The following is a 26,883-nucleotide window of genomic DNA, read 5'->3' as shown; positions in this document are numbered from 1 at the left end:
CAAGTGCATATGAAAAATAACGTAAAATTAAAAACATACAAAAAACAAAATCAGAATAGGAAAATTCCTACTCTGATTTAAGTATATTTGAAATATTAAACTAGTCAACCTTTTTCAGGACTAGTCATATAATTGTTTTGTTGGAAAAACGCTAAGGCGCAAAATGACATTAAAAACTTTCTGTTGTAAGGCGCAAGGATTTTATCTCCGATAAAATTTCACACCACCACTGTCATTGCGAACCGCAGGTGAAGCAATCTCAATATTCTCCCGCAGATTAGGCGGATTAAGCAGATAAATATAAAAAAGATCTGTGAGATCTGTGGGAAAATAAAGAGTCTTAATTTGTTTTATATTTTTTTCTTTTTGTAGTAATTACGATTACCCCATCTTTGGCTTTTTCGCCATACTTTACTACAGCAGAAGTTCCTTTCAGAACATTCATTGTTTTTATCAGATTAGGATCCAGTGCATTTATTGCCTCAAAATTACTTATTTTCCCATCTACAATATACATAGGTTTATAGACTGCTCCGCTTGAAGGAGCTCCACCAATACGTATATTGCTATTATCTTTAGGTACCTTCCCAATAACTCCTGATAATTTTGATACAATTTCTTTATTTTCCTTTTCTTTGTCTTCTAATAAAGCACTGGCAGGCATTACTGCAACAGAACCAAGCAATTTTCTGTCTCTCTGAGTACTGAAAACAATTTCATGTTCATCTTCAGTCTTTAAGGTATCACAGGTCTTATTTTGCTGTGCGTTAGCACTTACAATCCCTCCTGTTGTCAGCATAAAGCCCACGGCAAACTTCACAAAAAGAGAATTAATATAAGAATAATGCAAATCCCTGTTGAGCTGTGATGGATTAAAAGCTCCACAGATTTCCTGCGAAGCATCAGCAAAAACATCTATAATCTCATCATCCGAGGCTCTTCTGAAATCTCGCACTGTTTTGGAACAGACCGCACAAAATCTTCCTTTTTCATCTGTTGTCATGGCATTCCAATTTTCATGACAAGGTTTGGGTATGGTTATTTTCATAGGATTCTTTTCTTATAAAGATGCATTAGTGAAAGAATAGGTTGGAATTGCTATTAATTTTTTAGAAAATAATACCGTACCACTTGCTGAAAATATCAGATTCTCTTTCATCTTACAAAACACATCAAGATAAAAACTTTATGCCCTTGCGGTTCTTCAACAAAAAAACCAAAACTTATTTCTGTGGAGTTTCACCACTCTCTTTCTTCTCTGATGTAGAGTTCTTTGCAGCTTTCACCAACTCATTGGTATCACTGTACAGCAATTCCCAGCCTGATACCTCTTTCATTACCGTAAGCAGATTAAGATAAGATTTCACTGTTTTCTCCAGATCTTTACGGATAGCACTCGCACTCGTCATTTGACGAAGATCGGCATTAGCTCCCGCCTGCTCTGCAAACACGATCTCAAAAGCATCCTGCTTAGCTTTCATCTCTGCAAAGGCTGCATCCAGAGAAAGAAGCGTGATCTTCTGTTTGTTTTCTGTCGTTTCTAATGCTTCTATAAGCTTCTTCATCTGAGCGGTTTGTGAAGAATAACTCAGCCTGTCCAGGTTCAGTCCAAAAGTTTTGAATACTCCGTAAAGATCCTCTGCCAGCTGATAGTTGGCAGCAGAAGGCAACTTACGATACCCGTTCAGGAAAGATTTCAGATTGGCATAGGCGGTATCTCTTTCGTGATCGGCAGTAGCTACGTCTTTCCCTTTTCCGCTGTAGACCTGCTTTGTATAGACCTTGTCGTATTCTGTATAGGAAGACGCCAAAGCGCCTACAAGAGGATGATTATTAATAACAGGGTATTTTCCGGATTGGACATTAGAAAGAATTCTCTGAGCTAAAGTCGCAAGATCTTTAGTGCTCAGCTGTGTGAGGGCAATTTTCATTTTTTTGTGTTTTTGGTTTTAAAAAATTAATAATCAAATATAGAAAAAAGTTGTTTTGTTACAAACATACTGGCAATAAACCTCCCAAGGTCTTGGGAGGTTTCCCCCAACTTGCAGGAGACTTCACAAGTTCTTGGGAAGTTTCAAACATGCTTGTTTTTGATAAACGGAGGATTTGGGAGGGGTGTTTTACTATTGTTTTAGAGTTCTGGAGCGGTTGGAAGATTGTAAACGAAGTGTTTTGAGGTTGGGTCTTTTGGGTTACGGAAAACCGTAAGGTTTTGAGAATGATGTCGTTTATATTTGGGGAAATTTCCGTAGAAATACGGAGATTAATGTAATGTTGGTTTTATATATTTAAAAATTAAAAGCTATAATCAAAATTCAAATTCACCATGCCACATGAACCTAAATTAACTGCTTACGTTTTACAACTTAAGCCTAAAACAGATCAAATTGAAAACTCAAATAGAAATTTGTTTAAAAATAAAATTAATGAAGCAGAAAATAATGATCTAGAAGACTCGTACATTTTCACAGAAATTTTTCGTCTATTAGTTAATAATTTGGACACTAATGAAATGTATGTTGATTCTCAAAGCAAGAAATGTATGACAGCTTATCAACATAATATTGAAAGCGAAAACGTAGATCCAAATCTTTTTGTGCATTCTGAAAGTTTTATAATAGAAGGTAAGATTGAAGGTGGAGCATATGGTAAAAAACGAAATAAAACAGAAACTAGCAATAGAAGTAATAAATCAGAAGTAAGTGAAAATGATGCCATTACTGACAATTTCTATTTCCTTTTACACTCTCCTCTCAATTCTAATAAATCTATTTTATTAATTCAATCTTATTCAGATGATAGTATTGATAGTGTTGTAAAAAAATTCTTTAATAGTTTTTTTAGCTATCCTTTATTATTCTCTAAAGCAACATCTAATAAATTTGTACCGAGAAGGATTATTAACGATTTTAGGGATGGAGCTACAATATCAAGCTTTACATACACAACTCATGTACCAAGTACAACTCTATTGGGATCAACAGTTAGAATGAACAATGAGTCTTTTAAAATTACTTTTAAAATTGAACCTATTGAAGAAAATATCTCCTATGATGAATTTGGATTGGCGGTAAGAACAATGGATAATGTAAATATTAGTAACATACCATTGCGAGAGTTCAACAACAGAAGAGGCAACTTAGCAGATTCATCAACAGGGAAAACAACCCCATTTGAGTTAAATTCATCATTTGACATTAAACCTCTTATTATTTTATCAAAATATATAATGATTGAGCATAATGAATCTGATTTTGAAAGAATAAGGGATTTTTGTTTGGACATATTGGAAGAAATGAAACAAGAAATATATCCACGCAATGCAGTTCGAGAACGTTAAACAACTACTTAAACCCCTAATTAAAAAAGGGCAAGAATGGCAATTTATTGATATTAATGGAAATGATAAAAAGCCTAAGTATTATTTTAGTGATGTACAATGGGTTATTATATTCACCTGCATTGGATCTCAATTTCAATTAACTAAAGGATTATCTGGCGATGTTGTAGGATATATTATGTCTGCATTTTCTATTTCTGTTTCTTTGTTTATGTCACTATTAGTAAGCATTTTTGATAAGTTTGAAAATACAGATTTATCTTTACGAAATACTACTGATGAAGATGAAATCAGATTAATTCATAAGAAAAATTTTTTCAAAAGATTTATATCAATTACAAGCTATCTTGTTATATTATCAATTTTCATAATTATTCTATGTAGTCTAACCTATTTTTTCAATACTAATAATGAAATTTCATACCATTATTTTACAGTTCAGTGGAACGAAATTGATGTGTTAACTACAGTAAGAAATATTTTAATATTATTATATAGATGCACCTTATATTATTTTTTATTGACTTATTTATTTTTAACATTATTTGTAGCAGGAAGTGCATATGAATACTATATATCAGAAATTGATAGAAGGAAAATTAAATAATTAACTCATAACAACTGCTTGTCTCAAAACATGTTTTGATTTTCAAAGGACACGAAATATAAAAGGCTTTAGCCAAAACTTAATTTTAAATTTCGGCTAAAGCCAATTCATATTATGCATAAAAGAAAACGGGCTTCCTTCGAACTATGCTCAGGATTATAGCCCGTTCCTATTGATATTGAGATTTCATTCCATTGCATTTCACTCAGAATGACAGTTTTCCTTATAAATATCAATTAAGATTCTACCACCATAGCTCCATCCTTCAAAATCAAATACTCCTGTCCCACTTCCTCAGAAATATTTTTCAAATCCTGCTCATCAAACACCTGAGGAATATAGCATTTCTCGTGGGCAAACAATCCGTAATGGATAGGCACCAGCTTTCTGGCGTGCAGAAGATGAGCCGCAGCAAAGGCTTCTTTCAGATTGAGGGAAGCGGGAACCGGGCTGTATTCTAATCCAATGATCTCGAAATTCACTACCACTCCGTTTACAGGTAAGAAAGCGTAATCTATATTGGGGTTTTCTTTTCCAAGCTTCCAGAATTGGTTGTGCCAGATAGTATCTCCTCCGTGAAAGATTTTAGTATCACCATCATCTACAATCCAGGAAGACTGTATTTCTCCTACGCCATCCATGGCAAATACAGGTTTGAAGGTGATGTTGTTTTCTGTGAAGGCTTCATCAATATCCAGAACGATCATTTCAACATCAGGTACAAGTTTTCTTACAATAGCTTCCAATCCTGCGTAGACGATCAGTTTTCCCTCTTTCTTTAAGCATTTTTGGATCACTCCTTTATCAAAATGGTCAAGGTGCATATGGGTAAACAGGATATAATCTGCCTGTACATGGTCTGAAAATTCTATGAGATTCTCTACAGCATCACCCAACACAGGTTTGTAATAAGAGAAATCTTCTACAGCATCTATTAAGATGGTTTTGTTATGTGAAGTGAGTTTTACACCTGCCCAGTTTAATTTTTGTATTTCCATATTCTTTTTTCAGCAAAGGAAGAAACTTACGGAAGGCCAGTCAATAAACAAAAGATAATTAATGAGGGTGTTTTGAGAATGGGAGCTGGGGGATGGAAGATGGAAGTTATTGAGGTGAAAGAACAACTATGTCACTTTTTTTATTTACAATAATTTTCCAATTAATTTTTAAAACCTACAGAAAATATGAAGACTGGAAATAACTTCCAGCTCCCTTCATCCAGCTTCCAGCTTCTTACAGAATACGCTTCCTGATCCGGCTTAAAGAAATAGGTGTAATGCCAATATAGGAGGCAAGGTATTTCAGAGGAATATTCTGAATATAATGAGGTTTGTTCTTCAGCAGGTATTCATAAAGGTCCTGCGGAGTGTTTTTCAGCAGAAGCATTTCCCTTTTCATTGCAGCGTTGAGCTTTCTGCTCAGATAATAGTTCTGTACGAAACGGCAGTGTGGATTGACAGCAAACAGGTTTTTCACCTCATCCAGGGTGATTTCCCAGGCCAGTCCTTTGTTGATGGACTCATAAACGGCATCAGAGCTTTTTTCTTCCACAGTAAAAATATCGCCGGGAAAGTAGAATTCTGCACAGATCTCGGTATCGATATCTGAGGTACTGTTGATGTAGTATTTACGGACAAGCCCATCTTCTACAAGATAGGCTTTGTTGTCAGTAAATATGTTTTTCTTTGAAAACTCAACTTCAGCAAACTTCTCCCATACAGGATCACTATCCTCTACGTTCAGGTGTGAAAACAGTTTTTTGTTGATGGTTGCCAATGTCGAATTTTTATATTACAATAAGTTTTCGTCTACAAGGTTCGGAAGGGTTACTTTTAAGTTTGGTTCTGCTTCCATCGCTCTTTTAATGGCAAAAACAGCGCCTTCATTTCTTGCCCAGCTTCTTCTTGAGATTCCGTTGTTTACATCCCAGAAAAGCATGGATTTTAATCTTCTGTCGGCATAATCACTTCCGTCAAGGAGCATTCCGAAACCTCCGTTGATTACTTCTCCCCAGCCTACTCCGCCACCATTGTGAATGGAAACCCAGGTAGCTCCACGGAAACTGTCCCCAATCACGTTGTGAATGGCCATATCTGCTGTAAATCTTGATCCGTCATAGATATTGGAAGTCTCTCTGTAAGGAGAATCTGTTCCTGAAACATCATGATGATCTCTACCCAATACAACGGGTCCTATTTCCCCATTTTTAATGGCTTTGTTGAAAGCTTCAGCAATTTTCATTCTTCCTTCTGCGTCTGCATAAAGGATTCTTGCCTGAGAACCTACTACCAGTTTATTTTCCTGCGCTCCCTTGATCCATTGGATATTGTCTTTCATCTGCTGCTGGATCTCTTCAGGAGAGTTCTTAACCATTTCCTCTAATACTGCACAGGCAATATCATCTGTCTTCTGAAGATCTTCCGGATTTCCACTGGAACATACCCAACGGAACGGCCCAAAACCATAATCAAAACACATAGGTCCCATGATATCCTGTACATAACTCGGATATTTGAATTCTTTTCCTAATGTCGGATTTTCTGCCATTACATCAGCTCCGGCTCTGGAAGCTTCCAGTAAGAAGGCATTTCCGTAATCGAAGAAATACGTTCCCTTTGCGGTATGTTTATTGATGGCCGCAGCGTGTCTTCTCAACGTTTCCTGAACTTTTTCTTTGAATAACTCAGGGTTTTCAGCCATCATGGTATTAGATTCTTCAAAACTTTGTCCTACAGGATAATAACCACCCGCCCATGGATTGTGAAGGGAAGTCTGATCTGATCCGATATCGATTCTTAAATCTTCCTGATCAAATTTCTCCCAAACCTCTACAATATTTCCAAGGTAAGCCAAAGACACTGTTTCTTTGTTCGCCTGTGCTTCTCTTACTCTTTTTACCAATGCATCAAGATCTTCATGAATCTCATTCACCCATTTCTGATCGTGACGGATTTTCGTGATCTTAGGATTCACTTCTGCACATACAGTAACGCAACCAGCAATGTTCCCTGCTTTGGGCTGAGCTCCACTCATTCCTCCTAATCCTGAAGTAACGAAAAGTCCTCCTTTCGGCTCTTTCTTGATTTTTCTGAAAGCATTTAACACAGTAATCGTCGTTCCGTGAACAATCCCCTGAGGGCCAATATACATATAACTTCCTGCCGTCATTTGCCCATACTGAGTAACACCTAATGCATTGAATTTCTCCCAATCATCCGGTTTGGAATAGTTCGGGATCATCATACCATTCGTTACAACCACTCTTGGTGCATCTTTGTGAGATGGGAATAATCCCATCGGATGTCCTGAATACATCACCAGAGTTTGTTCATTACTCATTTCAGACAGATATTTCATGGTCAGCAGGTACTGCGCCCAGTTGGAGAAAACCGCTCCGTTTCCACCATACGTAATCAGCTCGTGTGGATGCTGTGCTACTGCATAATCCAGGTTATTCTGAATCATCAGCATGATCGCTTTCGCCTGCTCAGATTTTCCGGGATAGTCTGTAATAGGTCTCGCCTTCATTTCATAATCCGGACGGAAACGGTACATATAAATCCTTCCGTAATCTTCAAGTTCCTGCTTGAATTCAGGAATCAGTTCTGCGTGAAACTTCGGATCGAAATAACGTAAAGCATTCTTCAATGCCAGTTTTTTCTCTTCTTCCCCTAAAATTTCTTTACGCTTCGGAGCATGGTTGATATTGGTCTCGTATGGTTTTGGTTGTGGCAGCTGATTCGGAATCCCCTGCTGTATCTGTTCTTGGAATGTCATATTGCTATTTAAAGGTCTATGTTTTTAAACAATGTTTGAAGTTTTAAAGATATTCAAAATAGGAAATATAGGCAAGAGGGGAAGGAAAGAATGGTTTAAGGTTTAAGCAAAGTTATGAAAGTTGTAAACCTGCCACCATTTGATATTAAATACTATATTTGAATAAATGCACCTCAATTCCCCTCCCTTGGAGGGGTGGATTTCAAAGTTAACAACTTTGAAAGACGGGGTGGTCAAAAACACAACAATGAAAGAAATTCTTACCGTCATCAACGGAATTCCTATCCGCAGGAATTTCGTTGAAAACCTGCCCTACAATCCCTATTTAAAAGCATTATCAAAAGAAAAACGTAAAGCCCGGATTTTGGGTGAAGTTATCTTCTGGAAGAAAGTCCGTGCAAAAAAATTCTATACCATTGATTTTGACAGACAAAGGATTATCGGAAATTATATCGTTGATTTTTATGTAAAAACGCTTGGCCTCATTATAGAAATAGACGGTTCAAGCCATGATGAAAAACAGATTTATGACGGGATAAGAGAAGAATATCTTGAATCTTTGGGGTTGTTGGTTTTCAGGATTAGTGATTTTGATGTGAGGAATAATCTGAGTCTGGTGATGAAGGAGTTGGAGGATTTTATTGTGCTGCATTATGGAACCACCCCGTCTTCAAAAATTTAAAGAATTTTCGAATCCACCCCTCCGAGGGAGGGGAATTACCCTTACCCATATTAGTCGTTATTCAGCATAAAAAAACCTTACTGAAATTCAATAAGGCTGGTTTTTGTATCGTTAAAATTTAAGTTAAAACATCATCGTTTTCTTCTTCATGGTCATCTTCATTATCACTGAGACTCCAGTAGTTGTTTTCTTCATCTTCCTCTCCTATTTCTTCCATTTCATCATCATCCTCAGCTCCAGGGATATCTAACCCTTTATCAATTTTATCTTCATCAAAGTCTTCATCCAGAATAGGATTTCCGTCGCCATCGAGCGAAATATGTTTTTCTCTCTTAAATATATCTTCATTAGGGCTATAATCCATCTGTTCTAACCTCTTGTTTTGCTCATTAATATTTTTCTCTGGTGCCATAGTATTTAAGATTTTAGGTTTATATCATCAGAACAAAAATAATTCCAAGTTATGATGATTGATGAGAATAAACGTCAGGATTTGCACAATTCGGCATTTTTTCATTTTTTGAAAAAGCGATAATATTTCCTGCAGCCAGTCTGGCCATTCCATTTCGGGCTTCTAAAGTCGCAGAACCGATATGCGGCAGAATACAGACACTTGAAAGTCCCAGAATAGGATCATCTGCAGACATTGGTTCCGGATTGGTAACATCCAGACCTGCTCCCCAGATTTTTTTGTCAACGAGTGCCTGATACAGATCTTTTTGATTGTGAAAACCTCCTCTGGCTGTATTGATGAAAATCGAGTCTGGCTTCATTTGTTCAAATATTGAATAATTAAACAATTCTTTCTGTTCAGGGGTAAAATTAGCGTGTACACTCAATACATCTGAGTTTCTGATCAATTCTTCAAAAGAAACATAAGCTGCCCTCAGCTCTTTTTCTGCTTCTTCATTCTGATGACGGTTGTGGTAAATGATGTTCATACCAAAAGCCTTTTTTGATTTGTCAGCCATTTCATACCCGATTCGGCCCAATCCAAAAATCCCCAGTGTTTTTCCATATAATTCCTGGCCCAGGGCGTGTAGAGGATCAAATGTTCCCCAGTTATCATCTTTTACTTTCTGAAAATTATAGCTTGCTCTTCTGGCAACAGACTGCATCAGTAAAAAAGCAACATCTGAAGTAGCCCTGCTCAAAACATCCGGAGTATTCCCTATCGGAATATTTCTTTGCGTAGCTTCTTTAATGTCAACGTGATCAAATCCTACAGAATATAAGGCAATGGCTTTGACATTCGGGCAGGCATCAAAAAAATTCTTATCATATTTGAAATCTCCGCCCACATTGAGTATGGTGTCAGTGTTTTTACAGTAATGAATCCATTCTTCGTAAGAAAGGGTTTCCTTTTCCGGAAATATAAGTTCCAGACCGGCCTCATTCAGCATTTCAATTCCTGTTTCGGGAATTCTTTTATTGATAAAAACTTTCATTGTACTGTTGTTTAATGATTTTAAATAAAAAAACCTCACTCTCAAAAAGTAAGGTTATTGAACTTTAATATTAAAAAAATTATTTCTTTTCATCTGAATGTTTGATTCAAAATCTATATATATTTCTGTGATCGTGATTGTATACTGAGGGTTTTAATTCCATCAATTTTCATTCCGAAACGGAGTTAAAAGATTTTAAATTTTGATTAAATCCAAATGATTTTTTTTGAAAAAACGAATAAAAGTGAGCTTCTACTGATAAGATGTTTCTCACAAAGAACTGGTGTTTGAGACCACTAAGTCTACCAAATCTATTCTACTGATTTGTATTTCCAAGCATCGGAACAAATTTATAAGCTCCGAATTCTTCTTTTTCAAATTCTGTAGGGCCTACTTTGGTAAATCTGTATAAAACCTGCTCATCCGTTGGACCTAATGGAATCACCATTATTCCTCCGACATTCAGTTGTTTTAAAAGTTCTGTAGGCAGTGTAGAAGCGCCACATGTAACGATAATTTTATCAAAAGGAGCAAAAGTAGGAAGTCCTGCAAAACCATCCCCAAAGCTTTGGAATTTTGGAAACAGATGAAGTTCTCTGAGTTTCTTTTTGGAAAAATCAAACAGGTCTTTCTGTCTTTCCACCGTATAGACATGAGCTTTCATCGCCATTAACACTGCGGTCTGGTATCCACATCCTGTTCCAATTTCCAACACTTTTTCACCCGGTTTTACCTTCAGTAATTCAGACTGTTCCGCTACCGTGGAAGGATGGGAAATGGTCTGATGAGCCAGAATAGGAAATGCTCTGTCTTCATAGGCAAAATCTTCAAAAATACTTTCGATAAAAAGGTGTCTCGGAACTTCACTCATCGCCGAAAGTACATTTTCATCCGAAATACCAATTCTGTTTCGAAGGTAATCTACTAAAATCTTTCTTTTTCCTTTATGTACAAACGAATCCTGCATTTGACAAAAGTAAGAAATTAGAAATTAGATTTCAGAAATTGAAGCAAAGAATTATCCACAAAAATAAAGCAATCATTTTTTGATTGCTTGGTTTTTATTTCTTAATTCCACTTTATCGGATAAGGTCCGTAAAAATCGCTAAAAGTATTGTCAGCACATTTTTTTCTCACAAAAAAGTTATAATTCAAGGTTTTACTTAATCCTACATAAATAGCTTTTTGACCTGCAAACACCAAATCTCCACTTGCAGGAGGAGCAGAACTTGTTGTCAAAACCGTTTCATATGCGGAAACCCCATCATTTTCCCAGGATACTGTAGCATCAAAACTAGAAGAATTCGCAGAAGAGGTTGTTTTTGAATAGGTTGCATACTCTGGCTTTACACAGGTAGTCGTAGTGCCAGCCAATACGGTAACAGGTCCTGCCCAATGGCTGCGCCCATTAGCTGTTCCACAATTTTTTCTCACATAAAGGTCATATTTATTATCTTTATAGAGAGGAAGGTTATAAAAATACTTGTTGGTGACCACTGTAGTTCCCTTTCCCAAAGTGAACCCCTGCTCCCCATACTGTATTTCAAAATATCCTTCTCCCTGGCTGATAAAGCTCCAGGAAAGCTTGTTATTTCCTTTTTCAAATATCAGATTTGTTGGTGTTCCGCATTGAGCCTGCGGATCATATGGGCTATCTCCTATACATCCTGCAGTACATAATCCAGAAAAGATTACAATCGAAATTATTCTCTTCATAGCTATTTTTCTGACCGTGAATTTAGTATAATTTCTTTAATGAATGAAGACGTTCATTCCTGACTATCACCAAGTGAAAAGTCATGTATTTTATAAATGTACATTCACTATCTTTACAAAAATTTAATACAGCTATGTTAAAAGCAGGTTTGGTAGGTGCCGGACACTTGGGAAAAATACATTTAAAACTTCTTAATCAGTCAGATAGATATGAATTTGTAGGTTTCCATGATAAAGATATTGAAAACGGAAAGAAATTAGAAGCCGAATTCGGATATAAATATTTTGAAAATTTTGATGAATTGCTTGAGCAGATTGACATGCTTGATATTGTCACTCCAACTGTTTATCATTATGATTATGCTTTAAAAGCTATTAAAAAAGGTCTTCATTTCTTTATTGAAAAGCCGGTAACCCAAACTCTTGAGCAGGCAGAAGAAATTCTTCGTTTGTGCCAGGAAAAAGGAATCAAAGCACAGGTAGGACACGTTGAGAGATACAACCCAGCGTTTATTGCTACCAAGGAATATATCAGTACTCCGATGTTTATTGAAATCCACAGGCTGGCAGAGTTTAATCCCCGTGGTACAGATGTTTCTGTGGTATTGGATCTTATGATTCACGATCTTGATATCTTATTAAGCATTGCGAAATCCAAAGTGAAAAATATCCACGCAAGTGGTGTTTGTGTAGTCAGCAAAACTCCGGATATTGCCAACGCAAGAATAGAGTTCGAGAACGGATGTGTGGCCAACCTTACGACTTCCAGAATTTCTATGAAGGCGATGAGAAAGAGCAGATTCTTCCAGAAAGATGCTTATATTTCCGTTGACTTCCTTGAGAAAAAGGCTGAAGTGATCAGAATGAAAGATGCTCCTGAAAACCCTACTCCATTTGATATGATCATTGAAAATGCAGAGGGAGAAAAGAACCAGATTCTGTTTGAATATCCGAATATCCAGCCTAACAATGCTATTCTGGACGAATTAAATTCTTTCGCTGATGCGATTACTGGCGACAAAAATGTAGAAGTTTCTCTTGAAGATGGAACTGAAGCATTGAAAGTAGCTTTAGAGATTATGAAACTGATCAGTTAACATGAAAATAAAGTCTGCACTATTTTTGGCAGCAATCACAATGCTATCTTGTCATCAAAAAAAAAATGGTTACGAGATAGATTGTGATGATCAAAAAAAGCAGGCACAAAATGATTTCAATTATAAAAATTATACCTGGACCAATTTCTCTGGCTTAGGCTATGATTATCTGGGTGAAAAGGAATTTATAGAGCTTCTGAATCAGAATCATATAAAAACAAAGCAAATTCCCATATCTTGTGTAAGATTTCCGAATGATCAGTATGAAAACTGCCGGGAAATCGAGATGAACAGACTTATTTTAAAAAGATTCGGAAAGAAATTTATAGACTCATTGCGCTTTACCGCAAAGCAACTGTTTATAAAAAATCGTCCCGATGAAATATTTTCATATGAAGAATGTGATGATATTTCGCGCTATCCTAACTCTACCGCAGACAATCAGTTTGAAAAACTACAAACTGATTATCTAAAAAAATTTCCTACTCCCCAAGGATATAAATCAAAAAAGGAAAAGTTTTATTCCTACACTTCAGCTTCTTTTATTATTACTAAAAACGGAAAAATTAAGGATTTATCAGTAAAAAGTGAATTTCAAAACAAAAAAAACAATATATTTGAAAAACAATTCAATAAACAATTGAAAGATTTTGTTTTACACACGCAATGGATTCCTGGCAGAATAAATGGTCTGAATGTAGATTCTTACTATGATGCCACCATTCATTATGACTAATTTCTAAAAAATTCCTATTATTTAAATCATTGAAACTACTATGAAAAGAGCCATTCTATTATCCGCACTTTTATTGTCTCAATTTGGGACATCACAATTACTGAAGACTTCAGGACAAAAAATCGTTAATGATAAAGGTGAAAATATTCAATTGAAAGGCCTTGGGCTCGGCGGTTGGATGCTACAGGAAGGATATATGCTGAAAACTGCTGATTTTGCAGGCCCTCAGTATAAGATTAAGGAGAAAATTGCAGAATTGATTGGTGAAGACGGAATGAATGAGTTCTACAAAGCTTACCTGAAAAATGGAATCACAAAGCAGGATATCGACTTTTTAGCCAAAGCAGGATTCAATTCTATAAGGTTGCCGATGCATTACAACCTTTACACCCTTCCTATTGAAAAAGAACCTGCAAAAGGAAAAGATACATGGCTGGATGAAGGTTTTAGAATGACTGACGACCTTCTTCAATGGTGCACCGATAATAAAATATACCTTATTCTGGATCTTCATGCTGCACCGGGAGGTCAGGGAAATGATGCGAACATCTCTGATAATGACAAATCCAAGCCTTCACTTTGGGCTAATGAAGAAAACCAGAGAAAAACGATTGCGCTTTGGAAAAAACTAGCTGAGCGGTATAAAGATAATCCATGGATTGGAGGGTATGACCTGATTAACGAACCCAACATCAATTTTACAGGTAAAAATCCGAATGGTACAGATGAAATGTCCAATGCTCCACTTTGGAAGCTTCAGAAAGACATCACTGCAGCTATTAGAGAAGTTGATAAAAAACATATTATTTTTATTGAAGGAAACGGATGGGGAAACAATTATAACGGGCTTCCTGCGATCTGGGATAATAATATGGCCTTCAGTTTTCATAAATACTGGAATTACAATGATGATCAAACCATTCAATTCGCGCTGGATCTCAGAGAGAAACACAATATGCCGATATGGCTTGGGGAAACTGGTGAGAATTCCAATGTATGGTTTACCGAGCTGATTCAGCTTTTGGGCAAGCATAATATAGGATACGCCTTCTGGCCGATGAAAAAGATTGATAATATCGCGGGAATTACCAATGTAAAAATCACGCCTGAATATGAAAAGCTGTTGGACTACTGGAAAAATGGAGGTGAAAAGCCTTCTAAAGAATATGCCAAAAAAGCTTTACTACAGATTGCCGACAATTATAAACTGAACAATACGGAAATTAAAAGAGATGTAATTGATGCGATGTTCAGACAGATTACAGATGCTTCTACAAAACCTTTCAGAAATCACCAGGCTCCGGGAAGAATATTTGCTTCAGAATATGATTTGGGAAGAATGGGGGCTGCGTATCTGGATAAGGATTTTATTAATCTCTGGGTAAGTGATCCGGCTAAAAGATCGGAATGGAACTCCGGACAGCAGATGAGAAATGACGGGGTAGATATATATAAATGTAATGATAAAGTTACCAATCAGTATTATGTAGGAAAAACAGAAACCGGAGAATGGCTTCAGTACACAGTTCAGTCCAAAGGAGACAAAAGTTATTCGATGGATATCAGATATTCTGCGGCCAACGATTCTAAAATAAGAATTGAAACGGCTTCAGGAAAAGTTTTAGCTACAGTATCATTGGCATCGACAGGTGGAAATGAAAACTGGAAAACGGTATCAGCAAAAAACATCAGCCTTCAGAAAGGGGAAAACAAGATCAGAATTGTCTTTGAAAATGATGGTGTTAATCTGAATTATTTTGAATTAAAATAGTAATAATTGTCTTAAATTGCAGCTCTCTTCCGGTCTTCAGAAGAGGGCTTTTTTAATGATCATATTATGAAAAAAACAGCATTCTTTTTTCTTCTGATTTCAGCATTTACCTTTGCCCAGACTTCTTTATTAGAACAGAAAATAAACTCAATCCTTAAGAACAAAAAAGCTACTGTGGGCGTTTCTGTCCTAGGTTTTGAAAATGGTTTTACATACAATAAAAACGCAGATAAAAAGCTGCCAATGCAAAGTGTATTCAAGTTTCACATTGCCGCAACGGTTCTGAATGCCATAGACCAGGGAAAGCTTTATCTGGATCAGAAAATTAAACTGGATCAGTCAAATTTACTCGAGAATACATGGTCGCCGCTTCGTGATCAATATGCCGGGAAGAATGCAGAAGTTCCGTTAAGTGAAGTGATTGAATATACGGTTGCCAAAAGTGATAACAACGGCTGTGATATTCTTCTCAGGTTATTGGGAGGAACCCGGACTGTTCAAAAATTCATAGATTCCAAGGGGGTACAAGGTTTTCAGATCAAATATAACGAAGAAGACATGCATAAAGACTGGAATGTTCAATATGAAAATTACAGTACTACAAAATCAGCAGTCGATATCCTTAAAAAATTCTATGACGGGAAAATACTTTCCAAAAAATCTACAGATTATCTGATGAAAGTACTATGGTCTACTTCCACAGGATTGAATAAAATGGTGGAACAACTTCCCAAAAACACTCCCGTGGCAAGAAAAACGGGAGCTTCCGGAAAAAATAAAGCAGGTTTGACAGGTGCGGAAAATGAAATAGGAATCATTACTTTACCGAATGGAAAACATTATGCATTAGCCGTATTTGTCAGTAATTCAACGGAAACGGATGCAGTCAACTGCAGGATGATTTCAGATATTTCCAGGGAGGTTTGGGAATATTTTAATAAGTAAAATTTTAAGCTTATTTTTAAAGCGATTTAACATGAAAAAAATAATAATAACAACGGCTCTGTTTGCTTTCACATTCTTTTACGCTCAGAAGAATCAGAATTATTTAGAGATCAGCTACGGAAGTGTATGCTGTGGCCCTGCCTCTGATAAACCTGTGATGAGCTTTCTGAAAGAATTTAAGAACAAAAGCCAGATCAAAAGCCTGGAAGTCCTGATCCAAAAAGGCATGGGAAGAGAAGGTGAATATACATTGTATGTTGGCACCGACTTTCTTACAAAGAATCAGAAAAAACGATTGATAAGAGGTTTAACGGCTACTGTTTCCAACCAGAATAACAGTAAAAAAAGCCAGAGTGTAGGGAATGTTACCTTTGACTCTACAGCTGTTGTCACACAATCGGATCTTACAGACGCAAAAAATTTAACTATCTATAAAAAATAAAGGAAAAATGATTAAAAACATTGTAGTTATCGGAGCGGGAACCATGGGGAATGGTATTGCACATACTTTCGCACAAAGCGGTTTTAAAGTAAATCTTGTAGATGTATCCCAGGAAGCTTTGGACAGAGGTTTAAAAACCATTACTACGAATCTTGACAGAATCATTGCAAAAGGAAACCTTACAGAGGAGCAAAAAGCTGAAACTTTAGGTAACATCACTACTTTTACAGCATTGAATGATGCTGCAGGTTCTGCAGATCTTATTGTAGAGGCAGCTACAGAAAACCTGGATCTTAAATTAAAGATCTTTGGTCAGATGGATGAACTGGCTCCTGCCAACTGTATCCTTGCAACTAATACTTCTTCTATTTCTATCACAAAAATTGCTGCGGCTACCAAAAGAGCTGATAAAGTAATCGGAATGCACTTTATGAATCCGGTTCCTATCATGAAACTGGTAGAAATTATCAAGGGATACTCTACTTCCAAAGAGACTTTTGATGCCATTTATGAAATGAGTAAAACTTTGGGTAAAGTTCCTGTAGAGGTAAATGATTATCCAGGTTTTGTGGCCAACAGAATTCTAATGCCAATGATCAATGAGTCTATCGAAACCCTTTATAACGGAGTGGCTGGTGTAGAAGAAATTGATACGGTAATGAAACTGGGAATGGCTCATCCGATGGGTCCGCTTCAGTTGGCAGACTTTATTGGTCTTGATGTATGCCTTGCCATTCTGAACGTAATGTATGACGGTTTCAAAAATCCTAAGTATGCTCCAAACCCATTGCTTGTGAATATGGTGACAGCCGGAAAACTTGGTGTAAAATCAGGAGAAGGGTTCTACGATTATTCTGAAAGCAAAAAAGCTGAAAAAGTTTCAAAAATGTTTTTGAAGTCATCTTAAATCAATAATTTTATTTATCTTTGAGAAAGTTAAAACATTAAAAAAATGAAATTACCAAAGTTTTTATTAGCAGATAATTCGGAATTTCCAGAGGATCTATTCGTAGTTCATACAGAATATCCAAGATTTATCCTAAACGTTGAGGAAGAAGAAGTTGAGTGGTTAGATGATCTTGAAGGTGATGATGAAGAAACGATGGCAGACGAGGCTACTAAAGTAGTAGAAGCAGCGTTCAAATGGTGCGACGAAGAGTTGGCTAAGTACGACGAAGAAGAGGAAGATTAATAACACTCTAAACATAAAAAAGGAACTCAATTGAGTTCCTTTTGTTTTTTATTCTGATTTTGTGAATTTCAATAGCAAAAGATTGTCTTTGTACAATTCTAAAGTATTTCCGGAAACCACATATTTGTTAGCTTTTCCCATCATATCCATAAAGTTCTGCTCTACTCCGATGTTGCTGCACATCATTTTCGTAGATCCCATCTGTCCCGCTGCAAAACTTCCTGTAGACGGATCTATTGTAGCTGTTCCGAAATAGTTGTTACATCCTGCATTTCCAGTGATCTTTTCTCCTTCAATATTCAATGTCGGAACTTTACCTTTTACCGTTTCAGCCAGTGTCCATTTTGTGCTGGCAAGAGCAGGCTGAGCTTTTCCTACTTTAGATGCAGACGGGCTTGTCATGGATCCACATGAAGCCAATACTGCCGCTGTACATATACTTAAAAAAAGATTTTTCATTTTTTTCTTTTTGAATTAACCCAAATTTACGGAAATTATATTATTTAAACGGGTTGCCGTGAATTTTATTATTCTTTAACATTTGATATTTTGAATATTTTTCAGAGCAAAAGATCTTATTATACAGTCATAAGTTGGAAAACGCAATGGCATAAATTTCTTAATATACAGTAGGTTTAAGACTCAAAGATTTTATCTCCGATAAAATTTTTCGGTGTCTTTGTCATTCCGAGCAAAGCAAGGAATCTATACTATAATTGGGTTATAAAATATATTGAGACTCCAAGAAATGATAAAGCCTGTGGATAATTTTTTTTATATACGATTTCTATTTTAACACTAATGACACTAATCTTTTCACTAATATCACTAATATGATTCAATAGGAACGGAATTTAGCTCAAGCCTAACAACAACGCAATAAAACAAAAAAACGGACTTAAACAAGTCCGTTTCTATTATGTTGAAATATGTATTTTCAATGATTAAGATCTCAACTCAGCGTTGAATTCTTTCTGGAAAGCTTTGACCAGAGAATCCATTACCTCTGTAATCTCTTTTTCTTCCAGTGTTTTTTCTTCGTTTAACAATTCGAAGCTCATTGCATAAGACTTCTTACCTTCAGGAAGATTTTTACCTTCATACACATCGAACAGATTAATGTTTTTAATGAATGGAGATTTGTTCTTCTTAGCCGTCTGATATAAATCCTGATAGTTTAACGTTTTATCAATCAATAAAGCTAAGTCTCTTCTGATTTTGTTGAACTTCGGAATATCTTTGAATTTCAATTCATTTTTAGAACGTAACTCCTGAGCAAATTCCAGTTCAATTTCTGCATAGAAACATTCCTGATCAATATCAAAGTCTTTCAATAAGGCAGGCGCTACTTTTCCGATTCTTACCAATGCTTTACCATCCGCTTCATATACCAATGCATCAGAGAATCTGTCATCAGTTAGAGCTACTTCTTTGTAATCTACAGCCAATCTTTCCAATAAAACTTTTACATACGCCTTAAGGTTATAGAAGCTTACCGCAGATTTTGGCTGAAGCCAGTTTTCTGCAACATCTCTTCCGGAAACCAGTAATGCCAGTTGTTTTCTTTCTTCGTATTTATCTTTTTTGTGATAAATTTTTCCTAATTCGAAGAACTTGATATCCTGATTTTTTCTGTTGATGTTATATACTGTATTCTGAAGAAGTCCTTCCAATAAAGACTTTCTCATGAATGCCAGATCACCGCTTAAAGGGTTCAATAGTTTTACAGCATCTGTTTCGTCTTTTACAGAAGTTAAAGAGTTGTTCATTACTTCATTGAAACCAAGGCCTTGTAAAGTTCTTGCCCAGCTGTTTTCCAGTTCGTCCTGATCGTTAGCGCTTAGCTTAACAGGAGTAAACGAAATCTTCTGTGGAGCATCAATTTTATTGTATCCATAGATTCTTAAAATCTCTTCAATCACGTCAATTTCTCTTGTTACATCTGCTCTGTACGCAGGAACGGAGATTTCGAAACCGTTTGGAATTTCATTTAAAACCTGAATTTCCAATGCTTTTAAGATTTCCTTTACTTTTTCTCTGTGGATTTTTGTTCCTAAAATCTGCTCAATTTTAGAGAATCTAAGGATCACGTAATTGTCCTCTATTTTCTTAGGATATTCTTCCAATAAGTCACCTACCAATTTACCTTCAGCAATTTCCTGAATCATTTTAATAGCGTGAGTGATGGCTGTTCTGGTAAGATTCGGGTCTACTCCTCTCTCAAATCTGAAAGAAGCATCTGTATTCAAGCTATGCGCTTTTGCTCCTTTTCTCACTGCAATCGGGTTGAAGTAAGCACTTTCAAGGAATATTGTTTTTGTAGTATCAGATACTCCTGAGTTTTCACCACCGAATACTCCGGCAATACACATCGGCTTATCTTTACCGTCTTTGATCATGATTTCAGAACCATTTAATGTTCTTTCAACACCATCTAAAGTCGTGAATTTCGTTCCCGGTTTTACTACACCTACTTTCACTTTTTTATCTGCAATTTTATCTGCATCAAACGCGTGAAGCGGCTGTCCGTATCCGTGAAGAATATAGTTGGTAATATCTACAACGTTATTGATCGGGCTTAATCCGATCGCTCTCAGTCTGTCTTTCAACCAGGACGGTGATTCTGCTACCTTTACGTCTTCAATCACAGCACCGATATATCTTGGACACAATTCTGCATCTTCAATTTCCAGTTTGAAATCATGAGTTCCTTCATTATTCAAAACTTCAGAAGCAACTTTATTAAATTGCGACTTCAATTGGTTCGTAGAAAGATAAGCGTGTAAATCTCTGGCAACACCATAGTGAGACATAGCATCTGTTCTGTTCGGTGTCAATCCGATTTCAAAAACCTCATCGTTGGTCAACTCAAAATAGTCTGCAAAGTTTTTCCCTACTTCATATTTTGTTTCATCCAGCACCATAATTCCTCCGTGATCTTCGCTAAGGCCTAGTTCGTCTTCTGCACAGATCATTCCCTGAGAAACCTCTCCTCTGATTTTTGCTTCTTTAATTTCAAAAAAGTTTCCTGTTTTATCATAGATTTTTGTTCCAACAACGGCTACAGGAACAGTCTGTCCTGCTTCAACATTCGGAGCTCCGCAAACAATGTTCAACACTTTTCCGTTTCCTACCTCTACTGTTGTCTTCTTCAGTTTGTCAGCATTAGGATGTTTTTCGCAGGTAAGTACTTTACCTACAACAATTCCTTCCAGGCTGCCTCTTACACTTTCAAATTTATCTATCCCTTCAACCTCAAGACCTATATCTGTAAGGAATTCACCGATTCTTTCAGTTTTTGATTCCGTTTTTACAAAGTCCTTCAGCCAGTTGTTTGATATTTTCATTTGTTAATCTATCTACTTATTTAATTCGTCAGATGTGTCCTATGGTTTCATCTGCTCTATTTTGAAACTTTTATTTGAAATCCCACCATTTTCATGGATGATTTTTCGAGCTACAAATGTCGTGTTTTTTTGAGAAATAGAGAAATTTAGAAGCGATTTTAAGATAATAAATTTTCGTTAATCTTTGTGCTGCTGATTCATGAAACTATTGGTCCAATGGTCTCACCAGCTTCTTCAGGCTATCAGAAAATAATACCAACCCTCCGGCCATCATGATAATATCCTTCAATACGAGACGTCCTGCTCCTGACAGATAGGGAAAACCATACTGGGGAGTTGCATAATCTCCCCCCAGATTCGGTACATATACTTCAGGAGTGGTGACCAGAAATGACAGGGTAACCAATGACATTAAAAATGTTAAAGCACCTCCAATTGTTCCAATTTTAGGAAACCAAATCCCCAGTAATACCATAACTCCTATTACAACGATCATTGTCCCTAAACCGTAGGAAAAGGCATATGTTCCGTTTTCCTGATGCCAGTCAATATTTTTCTGAACCACTTTTCCTTCAGGATTTTTATACAAAGTGTATTCTGCAACCCGTTTTTTATCTTCCTTAATAACTTTATGGTCTGCATTTTTGTAGAAAAAACTCATCAAAGGGCTGTTGGCAACGAAAGGAACAATTCCATCAGCTTCATAATGAAAGGCTTTCAAGCCTCCAATCCAAGCCATAACGATGAAAATTGAGATTCTAAGAAAATTGAAAAAGTACGTATCCCATTGTAATAATTGGTGATAAAGTCTGCTGTTTTTCATGTGATTTATTTTTCACCAAAGGTATTCACATGCACAGAGCGCCAACATAGACATTTCGGGACATTACATGGACATTTTTGCCACCACAGAAATTCCTACTTTTTCTCTGTAATTTTTAGGTGAGCAGCCAACGGATTTTTTAAAGTACCTGCTGAAATAAAATTCATCGGCAAATCCTAACTCTGAAGCAATTTCCTTGACAGACCGATAGGTTAAATGAAGCAGTTTCTTAGATTCAAGAATGATTCTCTCATTGATAAGCTGTGTGGGTGTTTTGGCAAATTCTTTTTTTACCGCTTTGCTTAATGTACTATTGGTAATGTTCAGTTTATCGCTGTAAAATGACAGTTCTTTTTCTGTTTTAAAATATGTTTCCAGCAGTTTCTGAAATTCTGCAGCATTTTTATTGGGAAGCTTTTCATTAGAAATTATGCTGTTTTCAATACTGCTTTTCTGTTTGCTTCCGATAGCAAGAATGAGCTGAATATAGGTCTTGATAATGGATTCAGAAAACGGATGCTTTTCACTTTCTTCTTTTTTGATATGATTAAAAAGCTCAAGAATATAATGATAACTCTCTTCCGAAAGCTCAACACTCGGATTCAGATAAATATTATTGAAAAGAAGTCCGTTACAAGCCACTTCTTTTTTATGATATTCTATACAGTAATAATCTCCGTGAAAGAAAAGCACGTGGATATTTTCATCAGATTCCGAAACCAGTTTCACCTTTTGATAAGGAGAAAGAAAGAGAATATTGTATCCGCTGTAAGAATAATTAATACCATCTACTGAGAAAACACCGGAACCTTTCCATAGAAACACGCTGTAATTTTCAGTTGTGAACTCTGCGGAAAAATCTGAGGTTTGGGAAGACTGTATTTTTATTTCCATGATGAGTTGATTTAAACACTAATGACGCTAATGATTCACAAATAACACTATTGATTTAATATTCTTTTGAATACGCCTTTCTCTTATTATACTTTTGCCTTGAAGCAAAAGTATACAAAAGTTCAAGACGGGAATCATCCGCTAAAAATTTGAATGTACTCCTAAAATTTCCAAACTCGCATGGATCATCTGGTTCTTCTTCGGTTCAATAGTATATCCCATGCTCAGACAATGGAAATTTTTTGGCAGATTACATTTAAATTTTCTTAACGCTCCTGATTCCTAAGTCGATTAGACCCTACAAAAAAAGCCGGAAAATTCCGGCTTTTTATTTGTATACTAAATCAATATTACAATCCGATTACCGGCATTGATAACATTAAGATATTTTCATTTTCTTCAAGACCATCAAGAGGTTCAATGATTCCTGGCCTGTTAGGCTGAGACATTTTCATGGTAATATCATCAGATCCTAAAATCGTAAGCATTTCTGTTAAGAATTTTGAGCTGAATCCGATATTGATATCTTCTCCGTTGTAGTCGCAAGGAATCTGCATGTCAGCTTTATTTGCATATTCAGTATCTTCTGCATGAAGGTGAAGAATATTTCCGGAAAGCTTGAATCTCACCTGGTTGGTAGATTTGTTAGACATGATAGACGCTCTTTTGATTGCTCCCAGCAACAGGTTTCTGTTGATGGTCAATACATTTGGATTTTCTTTTGGAATTACCGCTGTATAGTTTGGATATTTACCATCAATCAGTCTACAGATCCAGATATGCTTACCAAAAGTAAATTTAGCCATATTCTCATTGAAGTCGATGGTTACGTCTTCATTGGAACTTGCCAGGATATTTTTGAAAATGTTAAGAGGCTTTTTAGGCATGATAAACTCCATCGGTTCGGCATTCATCAGGTCTGCTCTTTTGTACACCACCAATCTGTGGGAGTCTGTAGAAACGAAATTGGTTTCATTTTCTCCAAACTGGAAAAGCACTCCTGTCATTACCGGACGAAGAGAGTCGTTACTTGTAGCAAATAGTGTGTTTGTCAAAGCTTCAGACAAAACTCCTGCCGGCATCGTTACACTTTGGGAAGCGTCGAATTCCGGTAATTCAGGATAGTCATCAGCATTGTCTAATGCTACTGCGAAATTATCTTTTTCATCTAAAATCTCAAGCTGGCTTCCGGTACCTTCGGCATTGTCTTTTACAACAAATGTCAGAGGCTGTTCACCATATGTCTTGATAAAATCCTGAAAAATTTTAGCAGGAACAGCAAATTTACCTGTATCATCAGACTTTACTTCCAGGGAAGTAACAAGAGTTGTCTCGCCGTCAGATGCTGTAATGGTAACATTATTTCCGTCTAATTCAAAAAGATAGTTTTCTAAAATCGGTCTCGATTGAGAGCTTGATATTACGCCACTTACAGTTTGCAAAGCCTTCTGCAGTTCACCACTTGAAATAATAAATTTCATAGATTTATAAAATAAGTTTCTACAAATATAATAAATACATACAACAAAGAAAAGAATAATATGGAGGAGTTTTTAACAAAGATCCTTAATTTGTTTTGAGCCTTGACATTATGCATATATTTCTTCGAAGAATCATTTTTTATCAAAATACAAAGGCTATCTTTGTCTGAAAAGTTCAGAATTATGGAAAAACCTCCTATTCATAAAAGTTTTCTCAATGCTTTCAGGGGTGTTTTGATGATGATAAAAACGGAAAGGAATTTCCAGATTGAGCTCATCGCATTTTTTGTCAATCTCTTCCTTATTTTTTATTTCAACCTGAGCAGCACAGACACCGCTTTGGTTCTTATTGCCTCATTCGCTGTTTTAAGTGCTGAAATTTTTAATACCGCTATTGAAAAGATCTGTGATATCATTCAACCTGATTTCGACAAAAGAATTGGCTTTATTAAGGACATTGCTGCCGGAGCTGTATTGCTGACAGCCATTGCATCTGTGATTGTCGGAGTCTTGGTGTATGGGAAATATGTTTTTAGTTAAAATTGGGGAATTGTTGACAAATATTGTTTGACCACCCCGTCAAAAATTCTTTGAATTTTTGACACCCCTCCGAAGGAGGGGAATATCACGTCTTCAGTTCAAAGGTTGTGAAGGCAAGTTTTTTCACTTTTTGTTATTTTACAGCGATGAAAATATCTACTTCGGCATCTGAAGGATTTTGTGCTTTTTCTCCATACACTTCAAAATCGGCGGTAAATGTTCTGTTCAAACCCATTTCCCAGATTTTTAACCATTCGTTGATAACCAACCCTTTTGAAAGGTCTCCTTTTGGGACAAATTTCAGATATTCTCCACCATCAAAAGAATAGCCAACCATTCCTTCCGGGATGTTATCAAGGTTTTCGACTTTACATCCGAGAACCGTTGTATAAGGTTTTGTATGGTCTTTTTCGTAATCTGTATAGATGGAATAAATGGTATTGTCTATTTTATTTGGAATTGAATTGACAATATTCTCGCTGATCATTTTCTCCCATAATACCGGAATATCTTTTCCTGCCTGTCCATTTTCATTGGTTGTTCTTACAGAGATCCCGATCACCTTAAAAGGTTCTATTTTTACGTTATTCATTTATTGATTTTTTGTTAGCACAAAGATAAAAACAGGTTGTGACAAGGGTATGTCAGGAGTTTTTTTAAGTTTGGGCTGAAGCCAATTTAATATTAGCGAAATCTGCGAGAGAACACTCAAGCTTAGATTCCTTGCTTTGCCCGGAATGACAAAGAGACTGTTGGAATTTCATAGGAGATAGTGAGATTACTTCACGTTGCTTGCAATGACTATTTCCCGACATAGATAAACCCTTCTTTTCCAGATTTAAAAACGGTTTCGATTCTTTTGTAATCATCCACTTCGTATTCATCTGCCTGAAGAATTTCTTCTTCTGTCACCTTAAAAAGTACTCCTTCTACCTGGTCATTATCATTCCCCGAAAATTCAAGTACAGGATGGTATTTCTGACCGCTTTTCCGAAGTACTTCAGGATCTGTAATTTCAAGCATACTTAATTTATAGCCTGATAAGATATCTTTTTCACCTTGTAAAATTCTTCCAAAAGTTTCAAGCTGTACCTGCTCTTTCTGCAGGGTTCCATAAGAAAATAAATTAGGCATTACAGATACTTTTCAATGATTGGAATTGCGATTTCGGCCATCATTCCATAGCCTTTTTCATTAGGATGCACACCGTCTGCAGAAAGCAGAATTTCTTTATCATCCAGGAAAGCAGAATAAAAATCTATATATCCCAATGAGTCTTCTGCTGCAATATTTTTCAAAATTTGATTGTAAACAACCACATCTTCATTGATTCTTTTCTTCCCGGAGCTGACTACTACTCCATCTATTTTTTGAGAGAAAGGAAGAATGCTTACAAGATAAATGGTATTGGAAAACTGCCTGGCATGTGCGACAGCTTCTTTGATATTGGTTTTAAATTTTTCAGGATCTACAATCTGTACTCCATCTTTTACCGCAAGATCATTGGCTCCATAGCTTAGAAAAACGATATTTCCATCAGCAGAATTTCTTGCAGCCAATTCATGAGGAATTCTTTTGAGCAATCCTTCTGTGGTTTCTCCTCCTATTCCGAGATTGAACAGGATCAGTTCATCTCCATTTCCTTCATGAAATTTCTGCAGGGCATATCTTTTCAGAATATCTACCCAGCCGCCAAAAACTCCGTCATATTCTCCGTAGGTAATGCTGTCACCGAAGAACAGCCCGTACATAATTTTCTTCATTGAACTTTATTGTTTCCTGTTTTGTTGAAGTAAAAGTATTAAGAAAAAATCGTTTAAGGGAAATAATTCTCCTCAATTTTGTGTGATTTTTAACGCAAAAGACGCTCATGGTTTAACTTTTTATGTTTTCGTTCGCAAGGGCGTTTCACTTAGCTATAGACCAATTTGTACCCTGGTTGAATAAACTTATTTGAACCATTAAGATTTTTGAAGGAATAAAGAATTATTAAGGCAACAGCTAAAGCTATTATGAAGCAGAATTTTCTATTCATCGGCGATGAA

The 26,883-nt window shown here is 36.2% G+C and carries 28 protein-coding genes; 11 read left to right on the top strand and 17 right to left on the bottom strand.

Features of this window, described 5'->3' with window-relative positions:
* Positions 1-340: 340 nt before the first annotated feature.
* Complete coding sequence (locus tag A1704_RS07000; protein ID WP_062671894.1) at positions 341-1,048, bottom strand: TonB-dependent receptor plug domain-containing protein; 708 nt, start codon at positions 1,046-1,048, stop codon at positions 341-343.
* 175 nt (positions 1,049-1,223) lie between these two features.
* Positions 1,224-1,931 (bottom strand): DUF6261 family protein, encoded by a 708-nt coding sequence (locus A1704_RS06995; RefSeq protein ID WP_062671893.1) that lies wholly within the window; start codon positions 1,929-1,931, stop codon positions 1,224-1,226.
* 395 nt (positions 1,932-2,326) lie between these two features.
* On the opposite strand from A1704_RS06995, the gene A1704_RS06985 reads away from it, so the two are divergent.
* A complete protein-coding gene (locus tag A1704_RS06985) occupies positions 2,327-3,340 on the top strand; it encodes a hypothetical protein (RefSeq protein ID WP_062671890.1) in 1,014 nt (337 codons plus the stop codon).
* Positions 3,321-3,947: a hypothetical protein gene (locus A1704_RS06980; RefSeq protein WP_062671888.1), complete on the top strand. Its 627-nt coding sequence runs from the start codon at positions 3,321-3,323 to the stop codon at positions 3,945-3,947. The genes A1704_RS06985 and A1704_RS06980 overlap by 20 nt, the downstream gene beginning before the upstream one ends.
* A 236-nt stretch (positions 3,948-4,183) precedes the next feature.
* Here the strand turns inward: A1704_RS06980 and A1704_RS06975 are convergent, their stop codons facing one another.
* From A1704_RS06975 to A1704_RS06965, 3 genes are all read right to left on the bottom strand, one after another.
* Positions 4,184-4,945, bottom strand: coding sequence for an MBL fold metallo-hydrolase (locus A1704_RS06975; RefSeq protein WP_062671886.1), 762 nt, complete (start codon positions 4,943-4,945; stop codon positions 4,184-4,186).
* Between the two features lie 235 nt (positions 4,946-5,180).
* The gene (locus tag A1704_RS06970; RefSeq protein ID WP_062671884.1) at positions 5,181-5,723 is read right to left on the bottom strand and encodes a Crp/Fnr family transcriptional regulator; all 543 of its coding nucleotides are present in this window, start codon (positions 5,721-5,723) and stop codon (positions 5,181-5,183) included.
* Positions 5,724-5,738: 15 nt separating this feature from the next.
* Positions 5,739-7,724 carry a urocanate hydratase gene (locus tag A1704_RS06965; protein WP_062671879.1) on the bottom strand — a complete coding sequence of 662 codons (1,986 nt, stop codon included), beginning with the start codon at positions 7,722-7,724 and terminating at the stop codon, positions 5,739-5,741.
* A 247-nt stretch (positions 7,725-7,971) separates the two neighbouring features.
* On the opposite strand from A1704_RS06965, the gene A1704_RS06960 reads away from it, so the two are divergent.
* Positions 7,972-8,406, top strand: a complete 435-nt coding sequence (locus tag A1704_RS06960) for an endonuclease domain-containing protein (RefSeq protein ID WP_062671907.1) — start codon at positions 7,972-7,974, stop codon at positions 8,404-8,406.
* Between the two features lie 118 nt (positions 8,407-8,524).
* Here the strand turns inward: A1704_RS06960 and A1704_RS06955 are convergent, their stop codons facing one another.
* The 4 genes from A1704_RS06955 to A1704_RS06940 form a co-directional block, all read right to left on the bottom strand.
* Positions 8,525-8,818 (bottom strand): hypothetical protein, encoded by a 294-nt coding sequence (locus A1704_RS06955; RefSeq protein ID WP_062671877.1) that lies wholly within the window; start codon positions 8,816-8,818, stop codon positions 8,525-8,527.
* Positions 8,819-8,867: 49 nt separating this feature from the next.
* A complete protein-coding gene (locus tag A1704_RS06950; protein ID WP_062671875.1) occupies positions 8,868-9,854 on the bottom strand; it encodes a 2-hydroxyacid dehydrogenase in 987 nt (328 codons plus the stop codon).
* 316 nt (positions 9,855-10,170) lie between these two features.
* Positions 10,171-10,821 carry a protein-L-isoaspartate(D-aspartate) O-methyltransferase gene (locus A1704_RS06945; protein ID WP_062671873.1) on the bottom strand — a complete coding sequence of 217 codons (651 nt, stop codon included), beginning with the start codon at positions 10,819-10,821 and terminating at the stop codon, positions 10,171-10,173.
* A 101-nt stretch (positions 10,822-10,922) separates the two neighbouring features.
* Complete coding sequence (locus A1704_RS06940) at positions 10,923-11,570, bottom strand: hypothetical protein (protein WP_062671871.1); 648 nt, start codon at positions 11,568-11,570, stop codon at positions 10,923-10,925.
* A gap of 134 nt (positions 11,571-11,704) precedes the next feature.
* On the opposite strand from A1704_RS06940, the gene A1704_RS06935 reads away from it, so the two are divergent.
* The 7 genes from A1704_RS06935 to A1704_RS06905 all read left to right on the top strand — a co-directional run bounded on the left by A1704_RS06935 (position 11,705) and on the right by A1704_RS06905 (position 17,753).
* On the top strand, positions 11,705-12,667 hold the full coding sequence (locus A1704_RS06935) for a Gfo/Idh/MocA family protein (protein ID WP_062671869.1): 963 nt from the start codon (positions 11,705-11,707) through the stop codon (positions 12,665-12,667).
* Position 12,668: 1 nt separating this feature from the next.
* Entirely contained in the window at positions 12,669-13,403 is a 735-nt protein-coding gene (locus tag A1704_RS06930; RefSeq protein ID WP_062671867.1) for a hypothetical protein, read from the top strand.
* A gap of 40 nt (positions 13,404-13,443) precedes the next feature.
* Positions 13,444-15,174: a cellulase family glycosylhydrolase gene (locus tag A1704_RS06925; RefSeq protein ID WP_062671865.1), complete on the top strand. Its 1,731-nt coding sequence runs from the start codon at positions 13,444-13,446 to the stop codon at positions 15,172-15,174.
* A 66-nt stretch (positions 15,175-15,240) separates the two neighbouring features.
* Positions 15,241-16,119: a CGA/CIA family class A beta-lactamase gene (gene bla-A, locus A1704_RS06920; protein WP_062671862.1), complete on the top strand. Its 879-nt coding sequence runs from the start codon at positions 15,241-15,243 to the stop codon at positions 16,117-16,119.
* A 31-nt stretch (positions 16,120-16,150) separates the two neighbouring features.
* On the top strand, positions 16,151-16,561 hold the full coding sequence (locus tag A1704_RS06915; protein ID WP_062671860.1) for a hypothetical protein: 411 nt from the start codon (positions 16,151-16,153) through the stop codon (positions 16,559-16,561).
* A 10-nt stretch (positions 16,562-16,571) separates the two neighbouring features.
* Positions 16,572-17,468: a 3-hydroxybutyryl-CoA dehydrogenase gene (locus tag A1704_RS06910; protein WP_170872097.1), complete on the top strand. Its 897-nt coding sequence runs from the start codon at positions 16,572-16,574 to the stop codon at positions 17,466-17,468.
* A gap of 45 nt (positions 17,469-17,513) precedes the next feature.
* On the top strand, positions 17,514-17,753 hold the full coding sequence (locus tag A1704_RS06905; protein ID WP_002977986.1) for a hypothetical protein: 240 nt from the start codon (positions 17,514-17,516) through the stop codon (positions 17,751-17,753).
* 48 nt (positions 17,754-17,801) lie between these two features.
* Here A1704_RS06905 and A1704_RS06900 read toward each other — a convergent pair whose 3' ends face one another.
* From A1704_RS06900 to dnaN, 5 genes are all read right to left on the bottom strand, one after another.
* Positions 17,802-18,212, bottom strand: coding sequence for an META domain-containing protein (locus A1704_RS06900; RefSeq protein ID WP_062671854.1), 411 nt, complete (start codon positions 18,210-18,212; stop codon positions 17,802-17,804).
* A 485-nt stretch (positions 18,213-18,697) separates the two neighbouring features.
* Positions 18,698-21,100 carry a phenylalanine--tRNA ligase subunit beta gene (gene pheT / locus A1704_RS06895; protein ID WP_062671853.1) on the bottom strand — a complete coding sequence of 801 codons (2,403 nt, stop codon included), beginning with the start codon at positions 21,098-21,100 and terminating at the stop codon, positions 18,698-18,700.
* A gap of 205 nt (positions 21,101-21,305) precedes the next feature.
* Positions 21,306-21,923 (bottom strand): DUF417 family protein, encoded by a 618-nt coding sequence (locus A1704_RS06890; RefSeq protein WP_062671851.1) that lies wholly within the window; start codon positions 21,921-21,923, stop codon positions 21,306-21,308.
* A 63-nt stretch (positions 21,924-21,986) separates the two neighbouring features.
* Positions 21,987-22,817: an AraC family transcriptional regulator gene (locus tag A1704_RS06885; protein ID WP_062671849.1), complete on the bottom strand. Its 831-nt coding sequence runs from the start codon at positions 22,815-22,817 to the stop codon at positions 21,987-21,989.
* Between the two features lie 350 nt (positions 22,818-23,167).
* Complete coding sequence (dnaN, locus tag A1704_RS06880; protein WP_034699704.1) at positions 23,168-24,298, bottom strand: DNA polymerase III subunit beta; 1,131 nt, start codon at positions 24,296-24,298, stop codon at positions 23,168-23,170.
* Between the two features lie 183 nt (positions 24,299-24,481).
* On the opposite strand from dnaN, the gene A1704_RS06875 reads away from it, so the two are divergent.
* On the top strand, positions 24,482-24,838 hold the full coding sequence (locus tag A1704_RS06875) for a diacylglycerol kinase family protein (protein ID WP_062671842.1): 357 nt from the start codon (positions 24,482-24,484) through the stop codon (positions 24,836-24,838).
* A 133-nt stretch (positions 24,839-24,971) separates the two neighbouring features.
* On the opposite strand, the gene A1704_RS06870 is transcribed toward A1704_RS06875, so the two are convergent.
* The 3 genes from A1704_RS06870 to A1704_RS06860 all read right to left on the bottom strand — a co-directional run bounded on the left by A1704_RS06870 (position 24,972) and on the right by A1704_RS06860 (position 26,601).
* Positions 24,972-25,430 (bottom strand): GyrI-like domain-containing protein, encoded by a 459-nt coding sequence (locus A1704_RS06870; RefSeq protein WP_062671841.1) that lies wholly within the window; start codon positions 25,428-25,430, stop codon positions 24,972-24,974.
* A gap of 209 nt (positions 25,431-25,639) precedes the next feature.
* Positions 25,640-25,972 (bottom strand): gamma-glutamylcyclotransferase family protein, encoded by a 333-nt coding sequence (locus tag A1704_RS06865; RefSeq protein WP_062671840.1) that lies wholly within the window; start codon positions 25,970-25,972, stop codon positions 25,640-25,642.
* Positions 25,972-26,601: an SGNH/GDSL hydrolase family protein gene (locus tag A1704_RS06860; RefSeq protein ID WP_082798730.1), complete on the bottom strand. Its 630-nt coding sequence runs from the start codon at positions 26,599-26,601 to the stop codon at positions 25,972-25,974. The genes A1704_RS06865 and A1704_RS06860 overlap by 1 nt, the downstream gene beginning before the upstream one ends.
* Positions 26,602-26,883: the final 282 nt, after the last annotated feature.

The sequence above is a fragment of the Chryseobacterium cucumeris genome, assembly GCF_001593385.1.
Lineage (GTDB): Bacteria > Bacteroidota > Bacteroidia > Flavobacteriales > Weeksellaceae > Chryseobacterium > Chryseobacterium cucumeris.
This window is presented reverse-complemented; position numbering and strand designations above follow the sequence as displayed.